At 40.2% G+C, this 21,904-nt stretch carries 26 protein-coding genes; 12 read left to right on the top strand and 14 right to left on the bottom strand.

Annotated elements, in window-relative coordinates:
• Positions 1–100: 100 nt before the first annotated feature.
• Genes ES896_RS18450 through ES896_RS18440 form a run of 3 tightly spaced genes read right to left on the bottom strand, consistent with a single transcriptional unit; the run spans position 101 to position 2,808 of the window.
• On the bottom strand, positions 101–808 hold the full coding sequence (locus ES896_RS18450; RefSeq protein ID WP_017360311.1) for an EcsC family protein: 708 nt from the start codon (positions 806–808) through the stop codon (positions 101–103).
• 46 nt (positions 809–854) lie between these two features.
• Positions 855–2,075: an ABC transporter permease gene (locus ES896_RS18445; RefSeq protein WP_135227149.1), complete on the bottom strand. Its 1,221-nt coding sequence runs from the start codon at positions 2,073–2,075 to the stop codon at positions 855–857.
• Positions 2,068–2,808, bottom strand: coding sequence for an ABC transporter ATP-binding protein (locus tag ES896_RS18440; RefSeq protein WP_008348877.1), 741 nt, complete (start codon positions 2,806–2,808; stop codon positions 2,068–2,070). The genes ES896_RS18445 and ES896_RS18440 overlap by 8 nt, the downstream gene beginning before the upstream one ends.
• Positions 2,809–3,295: 487 nt before the next feature.
• On the opposite strand from ES896_RS18440, the gene ES896_RS18435 reads away from it, so the two are divergent.
• The 3 genes from ES896_RS18435 (at position 3,296) to ES896_RS18425 (ending at position 5,606) form a co-directional block, all read left to right on the top strand.
• On the top strand, positions 3,296–3,724 hold the full coding sequence (locus ES896_RS18435) for an HIT family protein (RefSeq protein WP_008348883.1): 429 nt from the start codon (positions 3,296–3,298) through the stop codon (positions 3,722–3,724).
• Between the two features lie 158 nt (positions 3,725–3,882).
• On the top strand, positions 3,883–4,962 hold the full coding sequence (gene serC / locus ES896_RS18430; protein ID WP_135227148.1) for a 3-phosphoserine/phosphohydroxythreonine transaminase: 1,080 nt from the start codon (positions 3,883–3,885) through the stop codon (positions 4,960–4,962).
• Positions 4,963–5,087: 125 nt separating this feature from the next.
• A complete protein-coding gene (locus tag ES896_RS18425; protein ID WP_008348886.1) occupies positions 5,088–5,606 on the top strand; it encodes a tryptophan transporter in 519 nt (172 codons plus the stop codon).
• Positions 5,607–5,860: 254 nt separating this feature from the next.
• On the opposite strand, the gene yhzF is transcribed toward ES896_RS18425, so the two are convergent.
• Positions 5,861–6,052 carry a membrane protein YhzF gene (gene yhzF, locus ES896_RS18415; RefSeq protein WP_008348888.1) on the bottom strand — a complete coding sequence of 64 codons (192 nt, stop codon included), beginning with the start codon at positions 6,050–6,052 and terminating at the stop codon, positions 5,861–5,863.
• Between the two features lie 128 nt (positions 6,053–6,180).
• Between yhzF and ES896_RS18410 the strand changes: the two genes are divergently transcribed.
• Together ES896_RS18410 and ES896_RS18405 are read left to right on the top strand one after the other, a co-directional pair.
• Entirely contained in the window at positions 6,181–6,537 is a 357-nt protein-coding gene (locus ES896_RS18410) for a YtxH domain-containing protein (protein WP_007497160.1), read from the top strand.
• 187 nt (positions 6,538–6,724) lie between these two features.
• Positions 6,725–7,339 (top strand): HTH-type transcriptional regulator Hpr, encoded by a 615-nt coding sequence (locus tag ES896_RS18405; RefSeq protein WP_008348891.1) that lies wholly within the window; start codon positions 6,725–6,727, stop codon positions 7,337–7,339.
• Here the strand turns inward: ES896_RS18405 and ES896_RS18400 are convergent.
• Entirely contained in the window at positions 7,317–7,661 is a 345-nt protein-coding gene (locus tag ES896_RS18400; protein WP_007497157.1) for a YhaI family protein, read from the bottom strand. The two genes, ES896_RS18405 and ES896_RS18400, sit on opposite strands and share 23 nt — an antisense overlap.
• 234 nt (positions 7,662–7,895) lie before the next feature.
• Here ES896_RS18400 and ES896_RS18395 point away from each other — a divergent pair, with 234 nt between their 5' ends.
• Together ES896_RS18395 and ES896_RS20345 are read left to right on the top strand one after the other, a co-directional pair.
• Entirely contained in the window at positions 7,896–8,414 is a 519-nt protein-coding gene (locus tag ES896_RS18395; protein ID WP_007497155.1) for a DUF3267 domain-containing protein, read from the top strand.
• Positions 8,415–8,496: 82 nt separating this feature from the next.
• Positions 8,497–8,682 (top strand): hypothetical protein, encoded by a 186-nt coding sequence (locus ES896_RS20345; RefSeq protein ID WP_072368131.1) that lies wholly within the window; start codon positions 8,497–8,499, stop codon positions 8,680–8,682.
• 53 nt (positions 8,683–8,735) lie between these two features.
• Here ES896_RS20345 and ES896_RS18385 read toward each other — a convergent pair whose 3' ends face one another.
• Together ES896_RS18385 and ES896_RS18380 are read right to left on the bottom strand one after the other, a co-directional pair.
• Positions 8,736–8,825, bottom strand: a complete 90-nt coding sequence (locus tag ES896_RS18385) for a YjcZ family sporulation protein (protein WP_017360317.1) — start codon at positions 8,823–8,825, stop codon at positions 8,736–8,738.
• A gap of 145 nt (positions 8,826–8,970) precedes the next feature.
• On the bottom strand, positions 8,971–9,057 hold the full coding sequence (locus tag ES896_RS18380; protein ID WP_008361129.1) for a YjcZ family sporulation protein: 87 nt from the start codon (positions 9,055–9,057) through the stop codon (positions 8,971–8,973).
• A gap of 161 nt (positions 9,058–9,218) precedes the next feature.
• On the opposite strand from ES896_RS18380, the gene ES896_RS18375 reads away from it, so the two are divergent.
• Entirely contained in the window at positions 9,219–10,094 is an 876-nt protein-coding gene (locus tag ES896_RS18375) for a peptidylprolyl isomerase (protein WP_007497153.1), read from the top strand.
• A gap of 55 nt (positions 10,095–10,149) precedes the next feature.
• Here ES896_RS18375 and ES896_RS18370 read toward each other — a convergent pair whose 3' ends face one another.
• The 4 genes from ES896_RS18370 to ES896_RS18355 all read right to left on the bottom strand — a co-directional run bounded on the left by ES896_RS18370 (position 10,150) and on the right by ES896_RS18355 (position 15,522).
• Complete coding sequence (locus ES896_RS18370; protein WP_017360318.1) at positions 10,150–10,380, bottom strand: sporulation YhaL family protein; 231 nt, start codon at positions 10,378–10,380, stop codon at positions 10,150–10,152.
• A gap of 108 nt (positions 10,381–10,488) precedes the next feature.
• Positions 10,489–11,442, bottom strand: coding sequence for a 3'-5' exoribonuclease YhaM (gene yhaM / locus ES896_RS18365; RefSeq protein WP_007497151.1), 954 nt, complete (start codon positions 11,440–11,442; stop codon positions 10,489–10,491).
• 62 nt (positions 11,443–11,504) lie between these two features.
• Positions 11,505–14,291: an ATP-binding protein gene (locus ES896_RS18360; protein ID WP_135227147.1), complete on the bottom strand. Its 2,787-nt coding sequence runs from the start codon at positions 14,289–14,291 to the stop codon at positions 11,505–11,507.
• 16 nt (positions 14,292–14,307) lie between these two features.
• Positions 14,308–15,522 carry a metallophosphoesterase family protein gene (locus tag ES896_RS18355; RefSeq protein ID WP_135227146.1) on the bottom strand — a complete coding sequence of 405 codons (1,215 nt, stop codon included), beginning with the start codon at positions 15,520–15,522 and terminating at the stop codon, positions 14,308–14,310.
• Positions 15,523–15,695: 173 nt separating this feature from the next.
• Between ES896_RS18355 and ES896_RS18350 the strand changes: the two genes are divergently transcribed.
• The gene (locus ES896_RS18350; protein ID WP_024719988.1) at positions 15,696–15,884 is read left to right on the top strand and encodes a YhzD family protein; all 189 of its coding nucleotides are present in this window, start codon (positions 15,696–15,698) and stop codon (positions 15,882–15,884) included.
• 35 nt (positions 15,885–15,919) lie between these two features.
• On the opposite strand, the gene ES896_RS18345 is transcribed toward ES896_RS18350, so the two are convergent.
• On the bottom strand, positions 15,920–16,735 hold the full coding sequence (locus ES896_RS18345) for an enoyl-CoA hydratase (protein WP_081827003.1): 816 nt from the start codon (positions 16,733–16,735) through the stop codon (positions 15,920–15,922).
• 135 nt (positions 16,736–16,870) lie between these two features.
• Between ES896_RS18345 and ES896_RS18340 the strand changes: the two genes are divergently transcribed.
• The 3 genes from ES896_RS18340 to ES896_RS18330 all read left to right on the top strand — a co-directional run bounded on the left by ES896_RS18340 (position 16,871) and on the right by ES896_RS18330 (position 18,986).
• Positions 16,871–17,197 carry a potassium:proton antiporter gene (locus tag ES896_RS18340; protein WP_234799397.1) on the top strand — a complete coding sequence of 109 codons (327 nt, stop codon included), beginning with the start codon at positions 16,871–16,873 and terminating at the stop codon, positions 17,195–17,197.
• Between the two features lie 64 nt (positions 17,198–17,261).
• Positions 17,262–17,759 carry a cation:proton antiporter regulatory subunit gene (locus ES896_RS18335; RefSeq protein ID WP_073415427.1) on the top strand — a complete coding sequence of 166 codons (498 nt, stop codon included), beginning with the start codon at positions 17,262–17,264 and terminating at the stop codon, positions 17,757–17,759.
• 3 nt (positions 17,760–17,762) lie between these two features.
• Positions 17,763–18,986, top strand: coding sequence for a cation:proton antiporter (locus tag ES896_RS18330; protein ID WP_048001733.1), 1,224 nt, complete (start codon positions 17,763–17,765; stop codon positions 18,984–18,986).
• A gap of 36 nt (positions 18,987–19,022) precedes the next feature.
• Here the strand turns inward: ES896_RS18330 and ES896_RS18325 are convergent, their stop codons facing one another.
• Positions 19,023–20,297, bottom strand: a complete 1,275-nt coding sequence (locus tag ES896_RS18325; protein ID WP_098681045.1) for a lysine N(6)-hydroxylase/L-ornithine N(5)-oxygenase family protein — start codon at positions 20,295–20,297, stop codon at positions 19,023–19,025.
• A gap of 75 nt (positions 20,298–20,372) precedes the next feature.
• Positions 20,373–21,872, bottom strand: a complete 1,500-nt coding sequence (locus ES896_RS18320; RefSeq protein ID WP_081114748.1) for a coproporphyrinogen III oxidase — start codon at positions 21,870–21,872, stop codon at positions 20,373–20,375.
• Positions 21,873–21,904: the final 32 nt, after the last annotated feature.

The raw sequence follows: 21,904 nt of genomic DNA, 5'->3' as shown, positions 1-21,904 counted from the left end.
ACATGTTCATCCCCCACAGAATTGTGTTATTACCCTTATTATACAAAAAAGCTTGTAGACTTTGTCTACAAGCTGAAGCCGCTGCTGGGCAGCGGCTTTTCTATTTCGATTCTTTCAACACTCTCAAGTGAAACACATGGCGTGCGACTTCACCAAGCTGTCCTGTCAGCTGATGATTTGCCACCCCGCCAACAGCGGCACCGACCACAGGCATTAATTGAAACAGCTTCACAAGGTCAATATAATCTCGATATTCCTGCTGAAAGCTATACCAATCCATTTCTTCCCGGGTTGTTTCCCATTCTTCAATGAGTTTCATCATTTTTTGACGGTGTGTACTGCTTGAAAAGGCGAGTTGAAAAATACAAAGCAAAAAGAGCCTTTCCTCTTTTTGAGACAAATCAAATCCATATATACAGGCAAGCTCATAAAGACATTTCATTTTAATACTCAAAAGGAGAGGGAAATCCGCCATTCCGAGAAACAATCCACCCGCACCTGTGCCAATTCCTTCAATCGCAGCGGCCTTTTGATAATATGTCACCTTTTCCTTTGCCAGCTCATTTCGCTCTACAATAGACAATTGTTCATCAATGACTGTAAATGAAGTAAAATGGCTTCCTGATACGGTGGATTCAACCATTGTTTTCACCGCACTTGTGATGACTTGATGAAATCGAGCAGGGATTCGGCGATTCACTTGCTGCTGAACGCCTTTTGAAAACCGCTCGATCTTGGATGGTTTTCTTAAAAAACGCATTTGAAAAAAAATGGCCTCTTCATACAGTTCCCGTTCAGCTGCATTCATCCCAGTTCCCTCCTTGGTGACATCATACACACGCTGTAAAAAACGCTTATCTCATCTTTTTTAATCTACTTTGTACGTAAGGCTTGAATAGGACAAGCACAAATACCAATGAAATGAGAAGAGCAAGTCCGCTTCCCTTCCATCCACCTGCTGGGAAAACGGCGGAGCTCAGTAAAATTGACTGGATGATGAGTACATTTCGTACGAGAACAAAAAAGCTTCGATCTTTTTCTTGCTGAGACACAGGATAAAGTGCCTGTAACGACAGATGAGCAAAGTGCTTTGTTAACGGGACAAGCTGTACACCTGTGATAAAGACTGTAAACAAGACAAGTAATGCCCCCACCCAGCCTGCTGCACCTGTATACAAGAGGATGAGCACAAACACGGCCGTTAACCTAAACACAAGACCAAAATAGTCATTTGAACGTAAAAACGCCCTCACATACATATAAGAAAAAGCTTTACGCTGTTCATAAGGGACAAACTGCAAGACCCAGTCCATATACGCCCTTCTTTTCACTTGTTTCTTTAAATGAGGGACATCCGTAAATAAGTTTGCCAAGCGGTAAAAACGCTGTTTTCGTTTTAGCTCATCAGAAATATGCAATTCCCATTGAAAGGGCTGTTTTTTTACTGCATTTGTTAGATAAATGAGATAGACAGCATATAAAAGATAAAAAACAATGGCAATGGCATAAACTGCTTGTAAAACGGTATACATTAACATTGTATTGAGCAGAAAACGAATCACTGCATCAATCCATCTGACATGTTTCCCTTGAAAATAAGTGATTCTCCATTGAATCGCTGTATTCAGACCTTTTATTAAGATCATTTGCGCCAAAATGAGCACATATAGCATCAGATCGCCTGAGGAGACAGCCGAATATAGCGGAAGTGCAATAATGGACACGGCAATCAAAGGAAATAACTGAGAAATGAAGCTAAAGTTAAACGCTTGTTTTAAATAAGGGTCCATCTTAGCTTCCAAAGGAAGCATAAACACAAGATCTGCCTCTTTGATCAACGTTCGCACGTAAGAACTAGTCAGTACCAATGAGAAAACAACTGCCATGACCCAATAGGATGGGAAGTGAGCTGGAATATGCTTCAGCCAATTACTGTACCAGCTCGCCCCGCCTGCAAGGAAAAAAATGAGCACAATCACAAGATGATCGTTGAACATATATTTTAAATATTTTCTTGTTTCTTGTACGTGTTCTTCTAATCGTGATTTCCAAATGGTTTGCGTTGTTTTACTCATAGCTTTCTTCCTTTGTTAATTCCAAATAAAGATCATCGAGTGTCGCATCTCTCATGTTGAACTGCTCTCTTAATTCTGTCAGTGTTCCTTTCGCTCTAATTTCCCCTTCATGCAAAATAATAAAGGAATCACAATAACGTTCCGCTGTGGCTAAAATATGCGTTGACATCAGAACACTTGCGCCATTTTGTTTCGCCGCATTCATACGTTCTAATAGTGCGTTGATCGCAAGCGGATCAAGCCCTAAAAACGGCTCATCGATAATATACAACTCTGGCTCCACAAGAAACGCACACATAATCATCACCTTCTGCTTCATCCCTTTAGAAAAATGAGCAGGGAACCATTTCAATCGCTTCTCCATTCGGAATTCCTTCAGTAAAGACGGCAGACGTTCTTCTAATTGTTCTTTTGAAAGGCCGTAAGCCATCGCTGTCAGCTCTAAATGCTCTTTTAACGTTAATTCTTCATATAAGACAGGTGTCTCTGGAATAAACGTAAATTGTGAACGATACGCCTCTTGATCTTCTTGAAGGGTTCGTCCGTTTAGCTCAATGACCCCTTTATGAGGTTTCATTAATCCAATAATATGACGAATGGTTGTACTTTTTCCCGCCCCGTTTAAGCCAATGAGACCAACGATTTGGTTTCTTTCTAATTCAAATGAAATATTTTTCAGAACGGGATTCTTTGTATATCCACCCGTTACATCTTTTACAGTTAGAAGGGACATCAGTTCGTTCCTTTCTTTCTTTTTTCCTTTATAGTACCAAAAACGAAAGACAATTTGAAATGTTTACCTATAGACAACTCATGAATAAAACATCGGCATACTGGTCATCATAATGTATGTAGAAGAAATGAACTTGATGACCAATACGTAAATGAGGTGTTTGTTAAAGGCAATAACCGCATGACAAATTGGTTTTTCATCTAAAAACCTTAGCTTCTGTTTTGCTTCACTGATTCTTGATTTTTGTGTCCTATACAAATATGTATACGACGAACCAAAACGTCAAATGAGGTGTTTACGGCAGAAATAGCAGGCATATGAATTCTTTATTTCAGTAAATAGAGAATTCAAAAGGCATATCAAATGAAAGCATCAGCATTTCTTCTGCAGGAGCAGGATGAGCGACCAAAGGAGTTCGCTTGTCCTGTTTTCTTTTTTGCTTCTTTTTGTGATACGATAAAGGAAAAATAATGAGGAGTGACATGGCGTGAGCGACTGCATTTTTTGCAAGATCATTGATGGAGACATTCCATGTGCAAAAGTATATGAAGACGAGCATGTATTGGCTTTTCTTGATATCAGCCAAGTAACAAAAGGACATACCCTTGTAATCCCGAAAATACATAAAGAAAACATTTATGACATGACACCAGAAGTGTCTAATCATTACTTCCAAGCGATTCCGAAAATTGCTAGAGCGATTAAGCAAGAATTTGAACCAATTGGTTTAAACCTTCTGAACAACAACGGTGAAAAAGCCGGACAATCTGTGTTCCATTACCATATGCACATTATTCCGCGTTATGGCAAAGGCGACGGCTTTGGTGCCGTATGGAAATCTCACCAAGATCAATATACATCAGAGGATTTAAAAGACATTTCTTCTGCCATTCATACGCGCCTTACCTCATCTTAATGGATGAGGTTTTTCTTTTTTTCACCTCTTTTCTGTGCTTATCCTGTGAATCGTAAGATATTTAGGACGATTCAAATTTTTTGTCCAAATGCTTCAAATTTGTGATAGGATGGTTTTATCTTTTGATCCATTAACGCGAGAAATAGGGAGAGATTGTGATGAAGCGAACGACGAATTTTAATGCTGGTCCGGCGGCGCTGCCGCTAGAAGTGCTTCAAAAAGCACAGGAAGAACTTGTTGATTTTAAACAAACCGGAATGTCTGTGATGGAACTTTCTCATCGCAGTAGTGAGTATGAAGAAGTCCACAATAAAGCGAAAGCACTCTTGGTAGAATTGATGGACATTCCAGAAGATTATGAGGTCCTCTTTTTACAAGGCGGGGCAAGTCTTCAATTTGCAATGATTCCGATGAACTTCTTACATGAAGGCGAAACGGCTCATTTCATCCAAACAGGTGCTTGGTCAGAGAAAGCCTTGTCAGAAGCAAAAGGGTTTGGTGAAACATCAGTGTTTGCCTCAAGTGAAGACGACAACTATTCGTATATTCCAGATGTAGATGCTTCCGTTTTAAATGACGGTGCTTACTTGCACATCACATCGAACAATACCATTTTCGGTACTCAGTGGAAAACGTTCCCGAACACGTCACTCCCGCTTATTGCCGATATGTCCAGTGATATTCTCAGCAAAAAAATAGACGTGTCTTCATTTGATTTCATTTATGCCGGGGCACAAAAAAATCTAGGGCCTTCTGGTATCACGATTGTGATCGCGCGCAAACGTTTATTAGAGAAAGAAAAAAGCGGCACACCTAAAATTTTAAAATATTCAACACATGCCAAAGCCAATTCTCTTTATCACACACCACCGACTTTTGCGATTTATATGCTGTCTCTTGTCCTGGAACATGTGAAACAGGCGGGCGGCGTAGAAGCAGCAGAAAAACGCAATGAACAAAAAGCAGCGCTTCTGTATGATACGATTGATCAAAGCGGCGGTTTTTACAAAGGGCATGCACGTGCTGACAGCCGTTCGCATATGAATGTCACGTTTACCCTGCGTGATGATGCACTCACTGCATCCTTTGTGGAGAAAGCAAAACAAGAACAAATGGTTGGACTCGCCGGCCACCGTTCTGTTGGCGGATGCAGAGCCTCGATTTACAACGCCGTCTCTATAGAAGACTGCCAAAAGCTTGCGGACTTTATGAAAAAGTTCCAGCAAGAAAATGAGTAAAAAGGCTTTTCTATCGTGAAATAAATTTGTTATAATAACGAGAAATATAAAGTCATGACTCTTGCAATAAATGATCAGCCATATTATTGGAGAGTTCTAAGAGCTTAGCAGAGGAGAGCATAGAAATGAAAACAAAAGAATTAGTGATTATGTCATTGCTTGCAGCAATGGGAGCTGTTTTGCATACGATTTTCCCGCCCATCTTTTTCGGAATGAAACCTGATATGATGCTGGTCATGATGTTTTTAAGCATCATCCTTTTTCCGAAGGTACAGCATGTCGTTGTGATCGCCCTAGTTACTGGGGTCATTTCCGCTTTGACAACAGGTTTTCCAGGCGGACAAATTCCAAATATGATTGATAAACCGGTGACAGCCTTTATCTTCTTAGCCCTTTTCTTATCTTGCCAGAAGATCAAGAACAAAGTCGTTCTGACCGCTGTACTCACCGCTGTTGGGACCGTCGTATCAGGCGTGATTTTCCTATCTGCCGCTTTACTGATTACTGGACTGCCGGCTGCGTTACCAGCACTTCTTGTAGGTGTTGTCTTGCCAGCAACTGTGATCAATACGATAGCTATGGTATTTGTCTTCCCGATTGCTCAGTCCATATTAAAGCGCGCAAGAATGATTGAAGTCGCTTAACGAATAACTGAACCTCTTCATTAGATGAAGAGGTTTTTTTCATATTGTTGACAAAGGGCTAAAATAATTCTTTATTTTAGCCCTTTGTCTTCTTTTCAGCATGATTGAAAGCCCTTGAAGTCTAGGAAGGACGAGTACTGGCGCGGAGCGAATTTGACATTCGTGAGCACCTGCACGCAGGACTGACAACGAATGCGAGGGTTTGTCTACATGCTGGAACCTCTTCATTAGATGAAGAGGTTTTTTTCATGCTTCTATAAAAGAAAAAGGGTAAGCAGCAAAATGGAGAGCGAAATCCCTGCACCTGCTGCACACACAATTGCTTTTTGTCTTAATACATGTTTTGGCGGATAAGACCCTGCATACCCAAGCTGCCTTACATAATGAATAGAACCACCTGCGAAAATCACACACATACACGTAAAAACGAACAGAAAGACAGACAACCTTCTCCCCTCCCTTTTCTTCAAAAGTATGCTAAAATAAAGCAAGCTATGTATGGAAGTTCAATGAAGCTGATCGTCAGCTCAGAGAGAACATGCGAATGTGTAAAATTTGACTAGAGGTGATTGGAATGGCTAGTGGACGTTCTTTATTAACAGGATTATTTGTAGGCGGTCTCCTCGGAGGTGCGGCAGTGCTCCTGACGACTCCCTCTTCTGGCAGAGATGTACGCGGAAAGATGAAAGACGGCTATGACAAATTCGAAGATACGCTGACAAGATTAAAAAGAGATGGACAAGCTTTAAAAGAGCAGATTGTTGAAACCGCAAAAGAAAGTGCTGAAGTCATTAAAGAGGTCGGAACTGAATTACAAACATCGATACAGCAATGGCGCGAGGAAATCAAACCTCATCAGCAGGACTTACAAAAGGAAATTCAGGAAATTGAGGAAAAGCTCAAACAACTGGAGAAAACCTTACAAAACTAATATACTCACAAAAAAATATTCGTTTACAAAAGTGTGCGGGGTGCGTATCCCGCACTTTTTTTGTTGAAAAAAGGTTATTTTGTCAATGTTTTTCATGACTTTTAAAAATTCTTGAATTTTCAGCTTTATTAATCTTTATTTTATTGGCATAATAGAATTACAAGAAAAAGAGAAGTAGGTGAAATGGATGAATCATTCGGAACAGCCTTTCGATGTAAAAGAAGCACTTTTATTCAGTCAAAGAATGGCCCAATTGAGCAAAGCTCTTTGGAAATCCATTGAAAAGGACTGGCAGCAGTGGATCAAACCGTATAACCTAAATATCAATGAACATCATATTTTGTGGATTGCGTATCAATTAAAAGGAGCTTCAATATCAGAAATTGCAAAGTTTGGCGTCATGCATGTATCAACGGCGTTTAACTTCTCTAAAAAATTAGAGGAAAGAGGATTTTTAAAATTTTCTAAAAAGTTAAACGATAAACGCAATACGTATATTGAACTAACGCCAAAAGGCGAAGAGACATTCCATAAACTACTCGAAGATTACGACCCGGCCCGAACTGGTATTGTCAAAGGCGCACAGCCGCTTCATGACATTTACGGAAAGTTCCCTGAAATTTTAGAAATGATGTGTATTATCCGAAACATTTATGGTGAGGACTTCATGGAGATTTTTGAGAAATCGTTTTCAAACATTGAGAAGGACTTTTTGAATGAACGTGGGAAAGTCACGAAAAAGCCTGAAGAACTTGAAGACTCAGCGGAGGAAAAAGCGGCTAAAGCAAATCAAATTGTTTAATGATCTTTATAAATTCATTCATTAACGGCTGAAACAGCCCTTGATCATGCAAAGCAAAAATCGTCTCATGAACATCCAGCTTTTCAATTAACTGTCCCGCAAACAGCGCAAGGAGATCGTCGAACATGACGTAGCCTTGTGCTTTTTGCTTGTCCATTTCATCTGAGAGCTCAGCACAAATACGCTCAATGTCCTTTGCCTCTTCTTTCGATACACGCTGCCGGATCAATAGCGCATAATATGGATAACGGCTCATATCTGTCGCCGTCAGTAACAGTTCCATATAATATTCGAGCTGGCTCATTCGTTCCTCAATACTCATGTACGTTCCCTCTTTCTCTTAGTCACTCTATTTTAGCCGAAATTACTCATTGACGAAAGAGACGAACCTCCCTCTTATGTCTTTTTTTCTTGAAAAACCCAAAGTTTCCTCTCTTTATTCCATATGAATGTAACAATTTATTTTTTTTCATGAAAACCATTGATTTTTATCCTCAGGAAGAGTAAATTATCTTGAGATATTCAATTAGTTTTTTTGAGATTGGAAGGATGAAAAATGAATTGTTGGAAGACCATTAATCTTGAAAAGGATTATGGTTATACGAGAATGATGATTTCAGCCATATGTCTTACTGTATTTTTTTTCATTATGGCATTTTTATGTTTTCAACTGACTCATCCTGAAACGAGACTCAGCAGTCACAATGCACCACTTTTTGTCGTGCTTTTACTTGCGACATTGCTTGTCCACCGCGTGGTTCACTTGATCCCAGTCATGAAACATAAGAAAAAAATGACGTTATTTAAACGAAATTGCTGGCAGCGCGTGCCTAAGAGAGTGATGCTTTTCTCACTGCTCAGCCCGTTTTGTGTCATCTCACCTGTTTACTTTGTTTTAGGAATGGCATTTCCAATGTACGCACACTATTTTATTATGATCGCAAGTATTCATGCAGGCTATTGTTTGCCTGACTTTTTATTTGCTTGGAAACTGCTAAAAGCGCCAAAATCATGCATCATTGATCAAGCCCAAGACGAGTTTGATATTTTAGTTGACCCAACTTCCTCATCATGAGGTTTTTAAAGCCAACTTCTATCTTTTTCATAAAAAATTTGGTAATGTAGTATGGAAATAGCATAGAGAGGGGGGATCTCCGATAGTTTTATTTTACTTCATCGTCTTTGCCGCGTTTATTGTGTATTCAATAAACAGGCTTACTAATACATTATGCCTTGTCAGAGAGATTCCTGAAGAACGGCAAGATAAGGTGTTTCGCTTTATCAATGTATCGATACTGATCTTACTGATCTCATCATTTGTTGAAATTACCATATCTATTTAAGATCAAAGCAAAAGCTGCCTGTTTGATGGCAGCTTTTTGTGTATGATGATCTATTAGCAAATCCAAGATGCACCGATAATGATCAATAAGATGAATAATACGACGACTAGTGCAAAACCGCCAGCAAAGACTTCTCCTCCCATGTGAAAACACCTCCTGCCAGTTCTTCCTCTGTTCTAAGCTCAGTGTATGCAGAAAATTTTAAAACGTTTAGGCACTTGTCATCGTTTTAAAAAAGAACCGCCCGCACGCATGGCAGGACGGCTCCTTTCTGTAACAGCGATTTAATTAATAAAGATATGCTGCACCAACGATGATCAGCAAAATGAATAGCACGACCAATAAAGCAAACCCATTAGAATATCCTGCTCCCATATAATTCAGCCTCCTTTTTGTGATCAATATATGTGTATGTTGGTCGCAAAAATTTGACTAGACGAATGCCCTCCCATTTGCATTTCTTTTTACAGCATGTCACAATATGTTATGATACAAGCAATGATAAATAAATTGGAAAGATTAGGAGTGTTTTTTGAATGAAAAAAATGGCTTTAGCAGCTGTAACAGCAGTAAGTGTTTTAACTCTTGGCGCATGCAGTAGCGGTGACAAAGAAGTGATCGCAACAACAAAATCAGGAGATGTCACAAAAGAAGAGCTTTACACAACACTTAAAAAACAAGCAGGTGGAGATGCTTTAAACCTACTTGTTCAACAAAAGGTTCTTGCTGACAAATACAAAGTATCAGATAAAGAAATTGATAAGAAATTGGAAGAATATAAAAAGACACTTGGTGAAGATCGTTTAAAACAACTTCAAGATGAATTCGGAAAAGATTACATCAAAGATCAAGTAAAATATGAGCTGCTGACTCAAAAGGCTGCCAAAGCTAACATCAAAATCACTGACAAAGAAGTAAAAGCGTATTATGATGACCTAAAAGGGAAAATCCGTGCAAGCCACATTTTAGTTGCTGACAAGAAAACAGCAGATGAAGTAGAAAAGAAATTAGATAAAGGCGAAAAATGGGATGACCTTGTATCTGAATATTCAACTGACACTGCTTCAGCAGCACAAGGCGGCGATGTAGGCTGGTTCGCAAAAGATGGCCAAATGGATGAGAACTTCAGTAAAGCTGCCTTCAAACTAAAAGTAAATGAAATCAGCAAACCAGTAAAATCTCAATTTGGTTACCATATCATTAAAAAGACCGAAGAACGCGGTAAATACGATGACATGAAAGCAGACTTGAAAAAAGAACTGCTTGATCAAAAACAAGCAGATAACAATGAAATTCAGACGATCTTAAACAAATTGGTGAAAGATGCTGATGTGAAAGTAAAAGATAAAGAACTTGAAAATACATTCAAAGAAAAATCTGAGCAAACCACACAACAAACAACAAACCAATAATGAACGAAAAACCCCTCTACATGAACTTGTAGAGGGGTTTTTTTATTCTTATTGATTATGCAATCGAATGGTCCTCATGCTTCGCCGTTTCCTGTGATCGTTTCATTTGCTGTCCTTGACGTCTACGCTCTCTCTCCTGCTCCATTCGTTCGATAAAGATTTCTCCCTCTTTTTCAATAAAGGATTGATCAATCTCTTGCTCCTCTTTGGCTGTCGTCATTAATTTATAGGCACAAAAAATAATACCAATGATACATGCATATACCCACCATGGAAAAAATAACATTGTCTTCCCCTCCTTTTTCAGGACTAATCTCTCTTCCTTTGTGTTACATGCTTATGCGAAAAGAAGACAAGTTATGAAAAAAAACGCCCGCATCAAACGGGCGTTTTATCATGATGATTCATTGTGAAAGGTTGGTTTATAAAACGAACGATTCTCTAGTGCAAAAATACGCTCTGTATATTCTCCTGGCTTCACATGCTCAAGCGCACGATCCATCATGTTCATTTTTGCATCTAAATTATCTATATAGTGGAGAATTTCGGCTTCCTTCACCATTGGTGGTTTAGGACTGCCCCACTCCCCTTTTCCATGATGACTCAGCACTAAATGCTGCAGAATCAGAATTTCCTCAGAATCAATGCCAAGCTCCTCTGCGGCTTTCGCAATTTCTGTCACCATAATAGAAATGTGGCCAATTAAGTTCCCTTCTACTGTATATGTGGTGGAGACAGGACCCGAAAGCTCTTTGACTTTCCCTAAATCATGTAGAATGATCCCTGAATATAAAAGATCTCGATCTAGTGATGGGTATAGATCAACAATGGATTTCGCTAAATGAAGCATCGATACCACGTGATAGGCAAGACCCGAAACAAACTCGTGATGGTTTTTCGTAGCTGCTGGGTAATCAGCGAATTCCTGTCCATATTTCTTCAGCAAATGTCTTGTGACACGCTGAATATTAGGGTTTTTCATATCAAAAATATATTGCATGATGGTATCCATCATATCGTGCTTTGGAATAGGAGCTGTTTCTAGAAAATCATCAATGCGGATTTGCTCGTTTTCAGCAACAGGACGTATATTCCTAAGCTTCAGCTGATTCCTTCCGCGATAATGATGAATATCACCTACTACCTTCACAATGGTTTGTGCGGCATATGTGAGTTCATCATTCTGCTTTGCATCCCATAGCTTCGCCTCTATATCTCCACTTTGATCTTGAAGAATTAACGTTAAAAATGGTTTGCCATTACTCGCAATCCCTTTAGTAGATGATTTAATTAATAAATGCAGGTCAACTTGTTCGCCGACGTCATAGGTCATGATCCCTTTAGCCATTCAATAAATGCTCCTTCCATGTTTCTGCTCATATAAGTATAACATAAGTCATAATTTGTCAATCATTCCACTGCTAAACTCGTAATCTGCCCGTTTTCCGCTGCTTGTTTCATATAATGATGACAAGTGAAATAAAACAGCTGTGTTTCAAAACGAGTGAGTTCATTCATCAGCTCCAGTACCCTTTCTAGACGGACATGATCAAAGTGAACGAAACTGTCATCCATCATAAATGGGAGCTGACAATCTTGCTGGTGGGACAAAGCAAGTGCAAAACGAATCGAGAGATAAATCTGCTCACATGTTGCTTGTGAAAGCTCCTCCGGGCGGAATAGGCGTCCATCCCTCCGTTTCACAATCAGCCGGTCATCTTCGGCAGAAAATAAAATCACTTCATATCGATCATTCGTTAACGGCTGAATAAATCGGGAAGCTGTTTGGAGGAGTGCTGGTAGCCTCGTTTCTTTATGCTCATTGAGTTTCTCTCGAATGACGGAACGAACGAGCTGAATAGCCGCCCATTTTTTCGCTAGGTGCTTTGCATGCTCCTGCTCTACAGCAAGCTGATGAGTCAAATCAGACACCGTACCTGATGCTTCTATTTGGCGTATTTCTACTGCTAATTCTGCCAAGCGCTTTTTCATATTCGTCACATTCTCTTGCATGTCATTCAGACGTCTTTTTGCTTGTGCACACTGCTCCTCAAGGGTGCGCAAACCTTTACGGACAATGACCTCTTCCTCATCTACATAACCGCTTCTGTGCAGCTCTTGGTTCAGCTGCTGCAAATTGTACAGTCGCTCCCGGTATTCTTTGGATAGATGAGACAGGACATGATAATCTTCTTTTGACGCTGCTTCTACTTTTTGAAAAAGCTCGTCCGTTTGTTTTTTATAATATTGAACTTCTCCTTCTAATGTTGTCAGCTGCTGCTCTACATGTTGAATGGATACGTGCAATGTCTGACGTTCTTTTTCTCTTTTTTCCTCATCTTTCAATATCTCTTGAAAGGCTGAGATATTCTCTTGAATGGTCCCTTCTTTTCTTTGAAGGAGACTCATGAGCGCTGAAACTCTTTGCTCGTAGGTCGATTGTTGCTGTGTGAGCATCTCTATTTCCTTGTTAAGCGCCTCATATGCCGCTGTATTCGCTTTTAATTGTTTCAAGATATGGAAAGCTTCCACAAGGAATGAGAGCTCTGAGGACAAACCCAGCTGCCTTCTCATATCTTCTACTTGTTGCTGTACAGGTTCCAGTTCCCGCTCCCAGTCTTCATATTGCTGTATCATTCTTTCGTATAAAAGCTCCTTTTGCTTCACTAGCGTTTCAGCTGAAGCTGTTTGAACTTGAAAGGAATGATAGGCCTTACTGTCGTTTGCTTCCTTCATCTGAGTCTGTTTAAGCACTGGATAAATAGCGATCAAGATAAATACGGAAAATCCTGCAAACAGTAACGTCACCCAGCTCTCTGCTAAAACGAATAAGACCGTGAGAATGACAGCACATAGCACGAACATCAGCGGGAATAACCACACTCTGGAATGATTCTGTTTCACTGTAGCCCTTGTGCCCCTGACATCTTCTGCATCTTGCTGTTTAACGGGCTGCTCCTTTAATCCTTTTAGAGCGATTTCCGCTTCTTCCAGCTCATGTCTTGCATGATCAAACCGGTCATCGAGCTGCGTTTTCCTATCCATTAAACGAACGTATTGGCTCACAGCCTCTTTTAATTCCCACTCAAAGTCAAGTGAATCATCCAGCTGGTCAAGCTTGATTGGACGATGCCACTTCAGCTTCGCTGATGCTTCTTCTATTTTTTGTTTCAAAGAATTCTGCTCTGTTTTCCCTGCTGCTAAGCGTTTCTTCACAAGTTCAGCATCAGATGATTCAGCTATGACTCGCTTCATCTCCAATACCGTATCCTTGTCATAGAGTGGCTGAACTTGCGTGAGCGACGTTTGCAAATGATCTAATTTTTGTTTCAGTGCCGTCACTTGCGCCTTTTTTGGGTGAAGGTGTGATTCTAATTTATCAAGTTCATGCGCGGTTTCCGGTCTAAACCGTTTGACTCGTTCTGGATAACTAGCCAAATCTTTTTTTAACTCTATCTTGTTTTCTATCATAGGATAAAGTCGAATATGTTCCGTCAAAAGCTGAATCTCTTCTTCAGTCTGTCTCATTTCATGCTGAAGCATTTCTACCTTTTCGGTTAATTCAGCTTGTTCTTTTTTCTTTGCGGTATAACGACTTTCTACCAATTTGGCCTGTTTTAACTTACCTGACAGCTCTTTTACATGATCAAGCTGCTGATTTAATTCAGGCTTACGTCCATTCGGTTTAAAAAGCTGCTCCTGCTGTTTTAGTAACCTGCTGTCCATTTTGGATGCCGCATCTGAGCCAAACAAACTTGAAAAGAGTAGAAATTCCCCTATTTGATCTTGATTTAATGCTTGTACATTTTGCAGACCAAACACGTCAAAAGAATAGATCGATTGGTATAATCTGCGATCCGTTCCCTTTAACATCGCATGTAGAAACGCTTCATCTTTCACTTCACCATTTGGCAGCAACACCTGAGCTTGTCCGCCATGATCAGATGTTCTTTCAATATGAATCACACCTAATTCCTCATCTAAACATGTAAGAGACCCGCCATAAAATGAGCCATGCTTTGGCTTATACATATGGCTTTTGGAAAAACCAAATAATATCGATTCAATAAACGCCTTCAATGTCGTTTTCCCCGATTCATTCAGGCCATAAACTAACTGAAAACCGTCATCAGAAAAGTGGAAGGTTTGATTGGAAAATTTCCCGAAATTCGCAATATGGAGTGAACGTATTTTCATCATGCCTCTCCTTTTCTCATAAATGCTTCAGCTGTTCTGCCAGCAGCCTTTGTGCCTCTTCTTTAATATCGATCTCGTCCTCTTTTGTAAAAGCTCTTCCTGCCTTTCTATAGGTTGGATGACGCTTGATCGGTGAAAGCAGCTCATCATACGCATCAAACTCGGCAATTTCTGCTGTTAGTTCTGTCAAAAAAGAATCTTCTGGATAGACGGCATCTTCATGTGTCCGGCAGTCAATCGACATCACCCAAACGAACAAGTCTTCATCTTCCTCCTGTTCATGAAGAACAGCCATCAGCTCCTCAAGCACTTCAAGCTGCGTGAGCTCCATATAAGCAGGAGCATCGCCAGTTAGTACGATTTTCACAAAATAAGGAACACCTCTCTCTTTCAGTCCACTCATCTTTTTGTCCACAAGTGTCACAAGATCGGTCATATGAGCGGTATGTGTGATATCTATTGTCAATGTCTCAAAGATGACATCTGAACAGCTCATAAACTCCGCTCTTTGAGCATCTTCAGATAGGTAAACGACATAACAGCCTTTCTCTCCTGTTTCTTTTATATGTCTTCCTTGCACGTTTCCAGGATAGATCACCATTGGGTCTTCATGCAGAAGAGTCCGCTTATGAATATGTCCAAGCGCCCAATAATCAAAATCCCGCGCTAGAAGCTGCTGAAGCTGAAATGGTGCATACGCATCATGCCCTTCTTGACCTGCTAATGTGCCGTGAAGCATGGCAATATGATAGGGGGCATCTGTTGTTTTTTCATAATAAGGTGTCATATTTTCATGGACAGCTCGCTCTTTGTAGCTGAACCCGTAAATACTTGCCACAAGCTGACCATCTCTATAAAAGGCTTGCTCACTTGGCGTACTGCTCAAAAAAACGTGAACATTCTCTGGCCACTCAATTGGTGTCCATTCACCACCTAAATGATCATGATTACCATAAATAACAAACACTTCAATCCCGTGTGATTGTAGCTGAAGAAACTGATTTCTTAAAAAAAGCTGTGCTTTTAGGCTGCGATTCGATTCGTCAAATAGATCTCCGCTAAGCAGCATAAAGTCTACTTCTCGATCAATTGCAAGTTCAAACATGTTCTTGGCACTTTGAAATGTACTTTCTTTCAACCTCTTAAAAATTCGGTTCGGTATATTGGACATTCCCGCAAACGGACTATCTAAATGAAGATCTGCGGCATGAATAAAAGTGAGCTTCGTCAAACGTCTATCTCCTTGTACGTTACTGTAGTTGTCCATATTTTATCACGCCGTTTTTACGAATGCACGTTCTATCGCTCTTATTCTAAAAAACACATTTTTAGGGGTAAAAAAAGAGGTTTTAACTTCCTCCTTGTATAATTCATTAAAAAACAAGAAGAAAGGGAAGATCAGAGATGGAGAAAACCTACTATTTGACTGTATTTGATTCGTCAGGTGAAACCTTATTAAACGAAAAAATCACCACAGATAGTGATGAAAAAGCAAAAGAATTAGGACGTCATCGTTTAATCGAACAACAATACACAAAGCATTCTCACCGGCTCGTCAATGATGCAGGTAAACTTCTTTTATTTGAACGTTAAAAAAGCCGGCATCCGCCGGCCATTCATTCTTCTATTTAATGAAACACAGGACGTCTTTTTTCCAAAAACGCTTGAACACCCTCCTGATGATCACGGCTTTGTCTCAGTCTAGCTTGTGCAGCACGCTCTTTTTGAAGAACGGCTAACAGCTGTGATTCTGACTGCTGAAAATAAATCATCTTTGTTTCAACAAAGGCTTGAAGTGGCATATTTAAAAATGGCTTGACGCACGCTTTCTGATAAGTATCTACCTCATCTTGAAACACGCCGTCTGCAAGGCGAAGCTTGAGCGCTTCTTCAGCCGGCAGCTTTTGCCCGCTCCAAATCAATTGTTTAGCGGTTTGTTCACTAACTCTTTTGGTGAGGAAAAAATGCCCTCCGCCATCTGGGATTAACCCGATTCCATTAAAGTTCATGGCAAGTTTAGCATCTTGATGCATAAACAAATAGTCACAGCTAAGGGCAAAGCTAAAAGCAAGACCAGCCGCTGCCCCGTGGACAAGTGCAATCGTCACTTTTTTCATACTGGCTAAAGAAAGTGTAATTCCTTCGATCAAATCCATCACGCGATGAAAATCTTCTTCACGATCTTGCTTTAGCATCATGCCAATATCTCCGCCTGCTGAAAACCCTTTGCCCATCCCCTTGAGTACAACAATTTTCGCACTGCTCTCACTCGCTCTATCACACGCTTCCTTCAATTCAGCAAACATGTCAACATGAAACGAATTATACGCTTCAGGCCTATTGAAAACGATTTCAAAAATATCCCCGTCTACCTGACAATTGATATATGTCATCATCCATTCCCCCTCTTTCTTTTCAAGCTCATCACTTACTTCAATTTCCATCAAACAATTCCTTTTCCTCTACACAAAAAATTTCAAGATCAACTGATACTAAAATAAGCATAATTGTTGAAACGAGAAATATATTTTTATATAGTAAAATAAGAAATAAAACATCATATGAAAGGGGGAGAATGATTGATAAGAAGTTCCATATGTATATTGATTAGCTGCATCGTCATGTTTTCTCCCTTTTCAAATGTCGTTTTTGCTTCACAAGCAGAAGCGAGCACACTCAGCCTGATTTCTCCATCGATTTATGATGAAGAAATCAATGCTGTGAAGACACCTCCGTTTTCAAAAAAACATGCCGCATCTCTTCTGTTAAAACAGAGGTTATCAATGGGCGCTTCAAAAGCTTTTCTTGTAAAGATTGCTTTAACCACAGCGTTATCTATTGATTTATGTTTTTTAGAAATGAAGTGTGCGATCCCCATTATGTACCAATCAAATTACCTCGACTGATTCATTTTATTTCATCCGTACTCACTATATGAAAAACAAAACCTATCATATTCGGAGGGATAAAATGAACATTAAAGAAAATGATCTTCCTGGGATTGGAAAGAAATTTGAAATTGAAACGAGAAATAGAGAAAAGATGACGATTGTGATTCATGATGATGGCAGACGGGAGATTTATCGTTTCGACGATGAAGATCCAGATGAAGTACTGTCCACCATTTCTCTCGATGATGCTGAAGCCCGACAAATTGCGGCCATTATTGGCGGTATGGTGTATAAGCCGCAAGCACTTGAAACGATTGAAATGGCGTTCAATGATTTGATCATTGAATGGTTTAAGGTAGAAAAAGACGCAAAAGCGGTTGGACATACACTCGGCGATTTAGATGTGAGACAAAATTATGAAGTCACCGTCATTGCGATCATTAAACATACAAATGAAAAATTACTCAACCCCGGTGCCGATTCGATTATTCAAGCAAATGATACGATGATCATTTCAGGCGAAAGAAAACACTTGAAGCGATTGATACGTGATTTTCTTTCTAGAGGGGGAGAGTGATGAATGGATCATTTAGTCTTTGAAGTTGGAACGGCGCTTATTCTCATCGCCATTGCCAGCTTAATCGCCAATAAAATTAAATTTTCTATCATTCCTTTTCTCATTGTCCTCGGGATGGTTGTTGGTCCGCATGCACCAACCATCGGGATCATTGATTTGAAGTTTATCGAGAGCACCGAGATTATTTCGTTTTTTGGTAGAATGGGTGTCCTGTTCCTTCTATTCTACCTGGGGCTTGAGTTCTCTGTCGGCAAACTCATAAAATCGGGTAAATCCATTGCAGTCGGCGGATCTATTTATATTTTGATCAACTTTAGCTTAGGATTGCTTTATGGGTTTATCACAGGCTTTGGATTCCTCGAAGTTCTCATTATGGCAGGCGTTATCACCATTTCATCCAGCGCCATTGTCGCCAAAGTCCTTGTCGATTTAAAACGGACAGCGAACCCTGAAACAGAGTTAATTCTTGGGATTATTATGTTTGAGGATATTTTTCTCGCCGTTTATTTATCTGTCGTATCAGGTCTTGTCCTTGGAGATGCCACATCCGTTGGCGGTGCCTTATTATCTATTTTAATCGCTTTTGGTTACATGATGATTTTCTTTATCATCGCGCGTAAGCTGCCAAAACTATTAAACAAACTATTCGATATCCGTTCAAATGAAGTATTTATCATTGTCATTTTTGCCGCTTTGTTCTTCGTGGCTGGTTTTTCAGAGACGATTCATGTCGCAGAGGCCATTGGCGCTCTCTTACTCGGTCTTGTGTTTTCAGAAACAGAGCACTCAGACCGCATTGAACATCTCGTTGTTCCTTTTAGAGATTTCTTTGGCGCCATGTTCTTCTTCAGCTTTGGACTAAGTATTGATCCATTTACATTAGGAGATGCCTTCTGGCTTGCGATCGGTGCTGTCATTCTCACCTTGATCGGGAACTTCACCGCCGGGATGTTTGCTGGAAGAAGAGCCGGTTTCTCTCATAAAGCCTCTTCTAATATTGGATTAACCATCGTATCAAGAGGAGAGTTTTCCATCATTGTAGCCGAACTTGGGATTGCAGGCGGGCTTGCCGCTACATTGAAGCCATTTGCTGCATTATATGTATTAATCCTTGCGATTTTAGGACCGCTAGTGACGAAAGAATCAAAGCGTATCTATCAAATCCTAAACAAAATCTTCAAATGGAAAACTGAAAAACCAAAAGTAAAAAGAGAAACAACCATTTAATTGAAAAGGGCCCTGTGCAGGGGCCCTTTTTTATATCTATTCAAATTGCTGAAATGCTGTTTCTTGCTTCACTTGTTCTTTCGTATCCCCGCGAATGGTTCGGATGACTTTCTGATTGCGGTAGATCGATAGTTTTAAATTGGTCGCCGCTGTTCCATGAGAGTGATCGAGGTTCGTGAATGTAAAGAAATGATGAGACCGTTTGTCTTTAAACACAAGCCTGAAGTCGTCTGTCACTTTAAAATGCTTATCGCTCTCCCATTCAATCAATGGTTCATATGCGCTAAACCATTCCGGAATATTAGGCGTATATCCTGTAGCCAATACCACATGATCGGCTGTGATTTTCTTTTCTTTCTTGAGCTGCCATTGTTTCAAATGCAGCTCTACCTGCTGCTCATCCTCCATATGTATCGCTTCAAGCTCCGTCATTGGCTGAATGAGTACAGATGGCTCTTCTCCTGAAACGGAGCGATGGTACAATTCCTGATAAATGTGAGAAAGCGTCGATGCATCTATGCCATTCCTTAATCCTGCCAGTCTAGGCAATGTGTTCATCCGTTCTTCATAAGGAAGGGAATGAAAATATTCAACATACTTAGGTGTAAATAGCTCCTGACCAAGCTCCGCTGTCTCTAGTTCTCTAAATTCACTTGAACGTGTAAACCATGAAAGCTGCTGTCCTTTCTTCTGATGCTGAAGCAGGTCTAAGAAAATTTCAGCTGCACTCTGACCTGAACCAATCACCGCCACCGTTTCAGCTTCATGAAGTTCTTTTTGTTGATCCACATAACGGCTGCTATGGGTCACATGCGGCAACGCAGCTTCTGGCACATCGACAGGAATCATCGGCTTGCTTCCCGTTCCAAGAACGACATGTTTTGCACGATATTCAGAAAGCGCCCCATCTTTCAACCGCCGAACTTTTACAAGATACCCGTCTTCACAGTCGGTCACTTCTTCCACCTTCATCCCGAACTGACAGCTATCTAATTCACCTGCAACCCATGATAAATACTCATTGAATTCTCTCCGGGGGATATCAAATTGTTCAAATGTATAAAAGCGGTGAAGCCTGTTTGATTCATGTAAATAATTTAAAAATGTATACTTGCTCCTTGGATTAGCCATTGTCACAAGGTCCGCTAGAAAGGAAACTTGTAAGTCTGTTCCTTTGATGAGCATACCAGGATGCCAAGCAAATTCGGTTTCCTGTTCAAAAAAACAGCATGTCACATCTTCATACTCCTCTAATAAAGCGGCCAATCCTAAATTTGCTGGCCCAATCCCAATTCCGATCACATCCATCATATGTACACCTGCTTTATCTTTTTACCCCCTATATACCCTTTTACAAATGAAAAAAACACTGCGTCACCGCAGTGTTTACATGTGAGAAACAAATAATGACTCAAGGAATTGAATCTTCTCTTCCGTATAGTGCTCATAACGATCATTATAAGACTTTGGATCTTTTGGATTGGCATATTGCGTAATTTTTCCAGTTCGCGGATCAATGAATTTACTCGCAGCACCGCATCCGATGCCAATGATCGTCTGCACCTCTTCCATGATGATAATATTATACAAACTTTCCTGTCCATCTAACGAATACCCGACATTTTCGAGATTCCCTAAAATGTTTTTTTGTCTGTATAAATAGTACGGATGATAGTCATGTTCCTTTGTCCAAGCAACCGCTTCATCCATCATACGTGTGATCTCTTCTCGGTCTGCCACTTGATACTTTTCCTTATTGCGGGTCATTTCAGACGCTCTCTTAAAGGAAAGTGTATGCACCGTTAAAGATTCGGGCTTCAGTTCTTCTGTCTTGTACAAGGAATGTTGGAATTCCTTTAGCCCTTCTCCTGGCAGCCCGATGATTAAGTCCATGTTAATATTATTCATGCCATACTGCCTTGATAAATGATACTTTTCAATCGTTTCTTCCACACTATGGTGCCGGCCAATCGCTTTCAATGTTTCATTCTCATATGATTGCGGATTGATACTAATCCGGTCAATATGATAACGGTTGAGCACTTCCAGCTTATCAGGTGAAATCGTATCAGGTCGTCCCGCTTCTACAGTGACTTCCCGAATATGTTTCACATCTGGAAAAGAGCGATACATCTCCTCATACAGCAAATCCATTTCTTCTGCTGTAATACTCGTTGGAGTACCTCCGCCAAAATAAACAGTCGTCACTTTAATCCCATGTTCCTTTAACCATTCGCCCATTTTTTGCATCTCATAATGCAGCCCAAAAAGAAACGTTCCCACTCTTCCAGCTTGTCCTTGAATGGCATAAGCAGGGAACGTGCAATAAGCACATTTTGTTGGACAGAAAGGAATACCGATATAAATACTCACTTCCTCCTGTAGATCGTACAGATCTGGAATAGCTTTGATTTGACGATCAACAATCTCCTGCATCAAATGGATCTTTTCATCATGAATCAAGTAATCGCGCTTTAACGCTGCATGTGCTTCTTCCTTTGTCATGCCTTCTCTTAGCATCTTATGAAGTAATTTCGTAGGGCGTATCCCCGTAAGAATCCCCCATTTTTGCGTCATTCCTGTATATTCCTGAAGCAGATGTAAATAAACAGACAACACAGTGTTTTTGATTTGCTTCCAGCGCTCTTTTTCATTCAAGCTCTCTGGCATCTCTCTTGTAAAACGACTCGTCATATCTGATCCAGCAATATGGCCAGAAGCCTCCACCATACCGCCATTTTCTTTCCAATCAAACACCATCACTAGGCCATCGTTTGCTTCACCGGAATCAAACAGCACTTCACTATCTTCTTCAAATAAATTGGCTATATTGACAAGCGGTCGATGAAATCGTTCATCAGACAGCCCTTTAACTAAAATTCGCATCGTATCACCTTTATCTTCAAACTTGTTTCATT

Source organism: Bacillus sp. 005/A4HT-01/001 (genome assembly GCF_004634445.1).
In the GTDB taxonomy this organism is placed as follows: domain Bacteria; phylum Bacillota; class Bacilli; order Bacillales; family Bacillaceae; genus Bacillus; species Bacillus altitudinis.
This window is presented reverse-complemented; position numbering and strand designations above follow the sequence as displayed.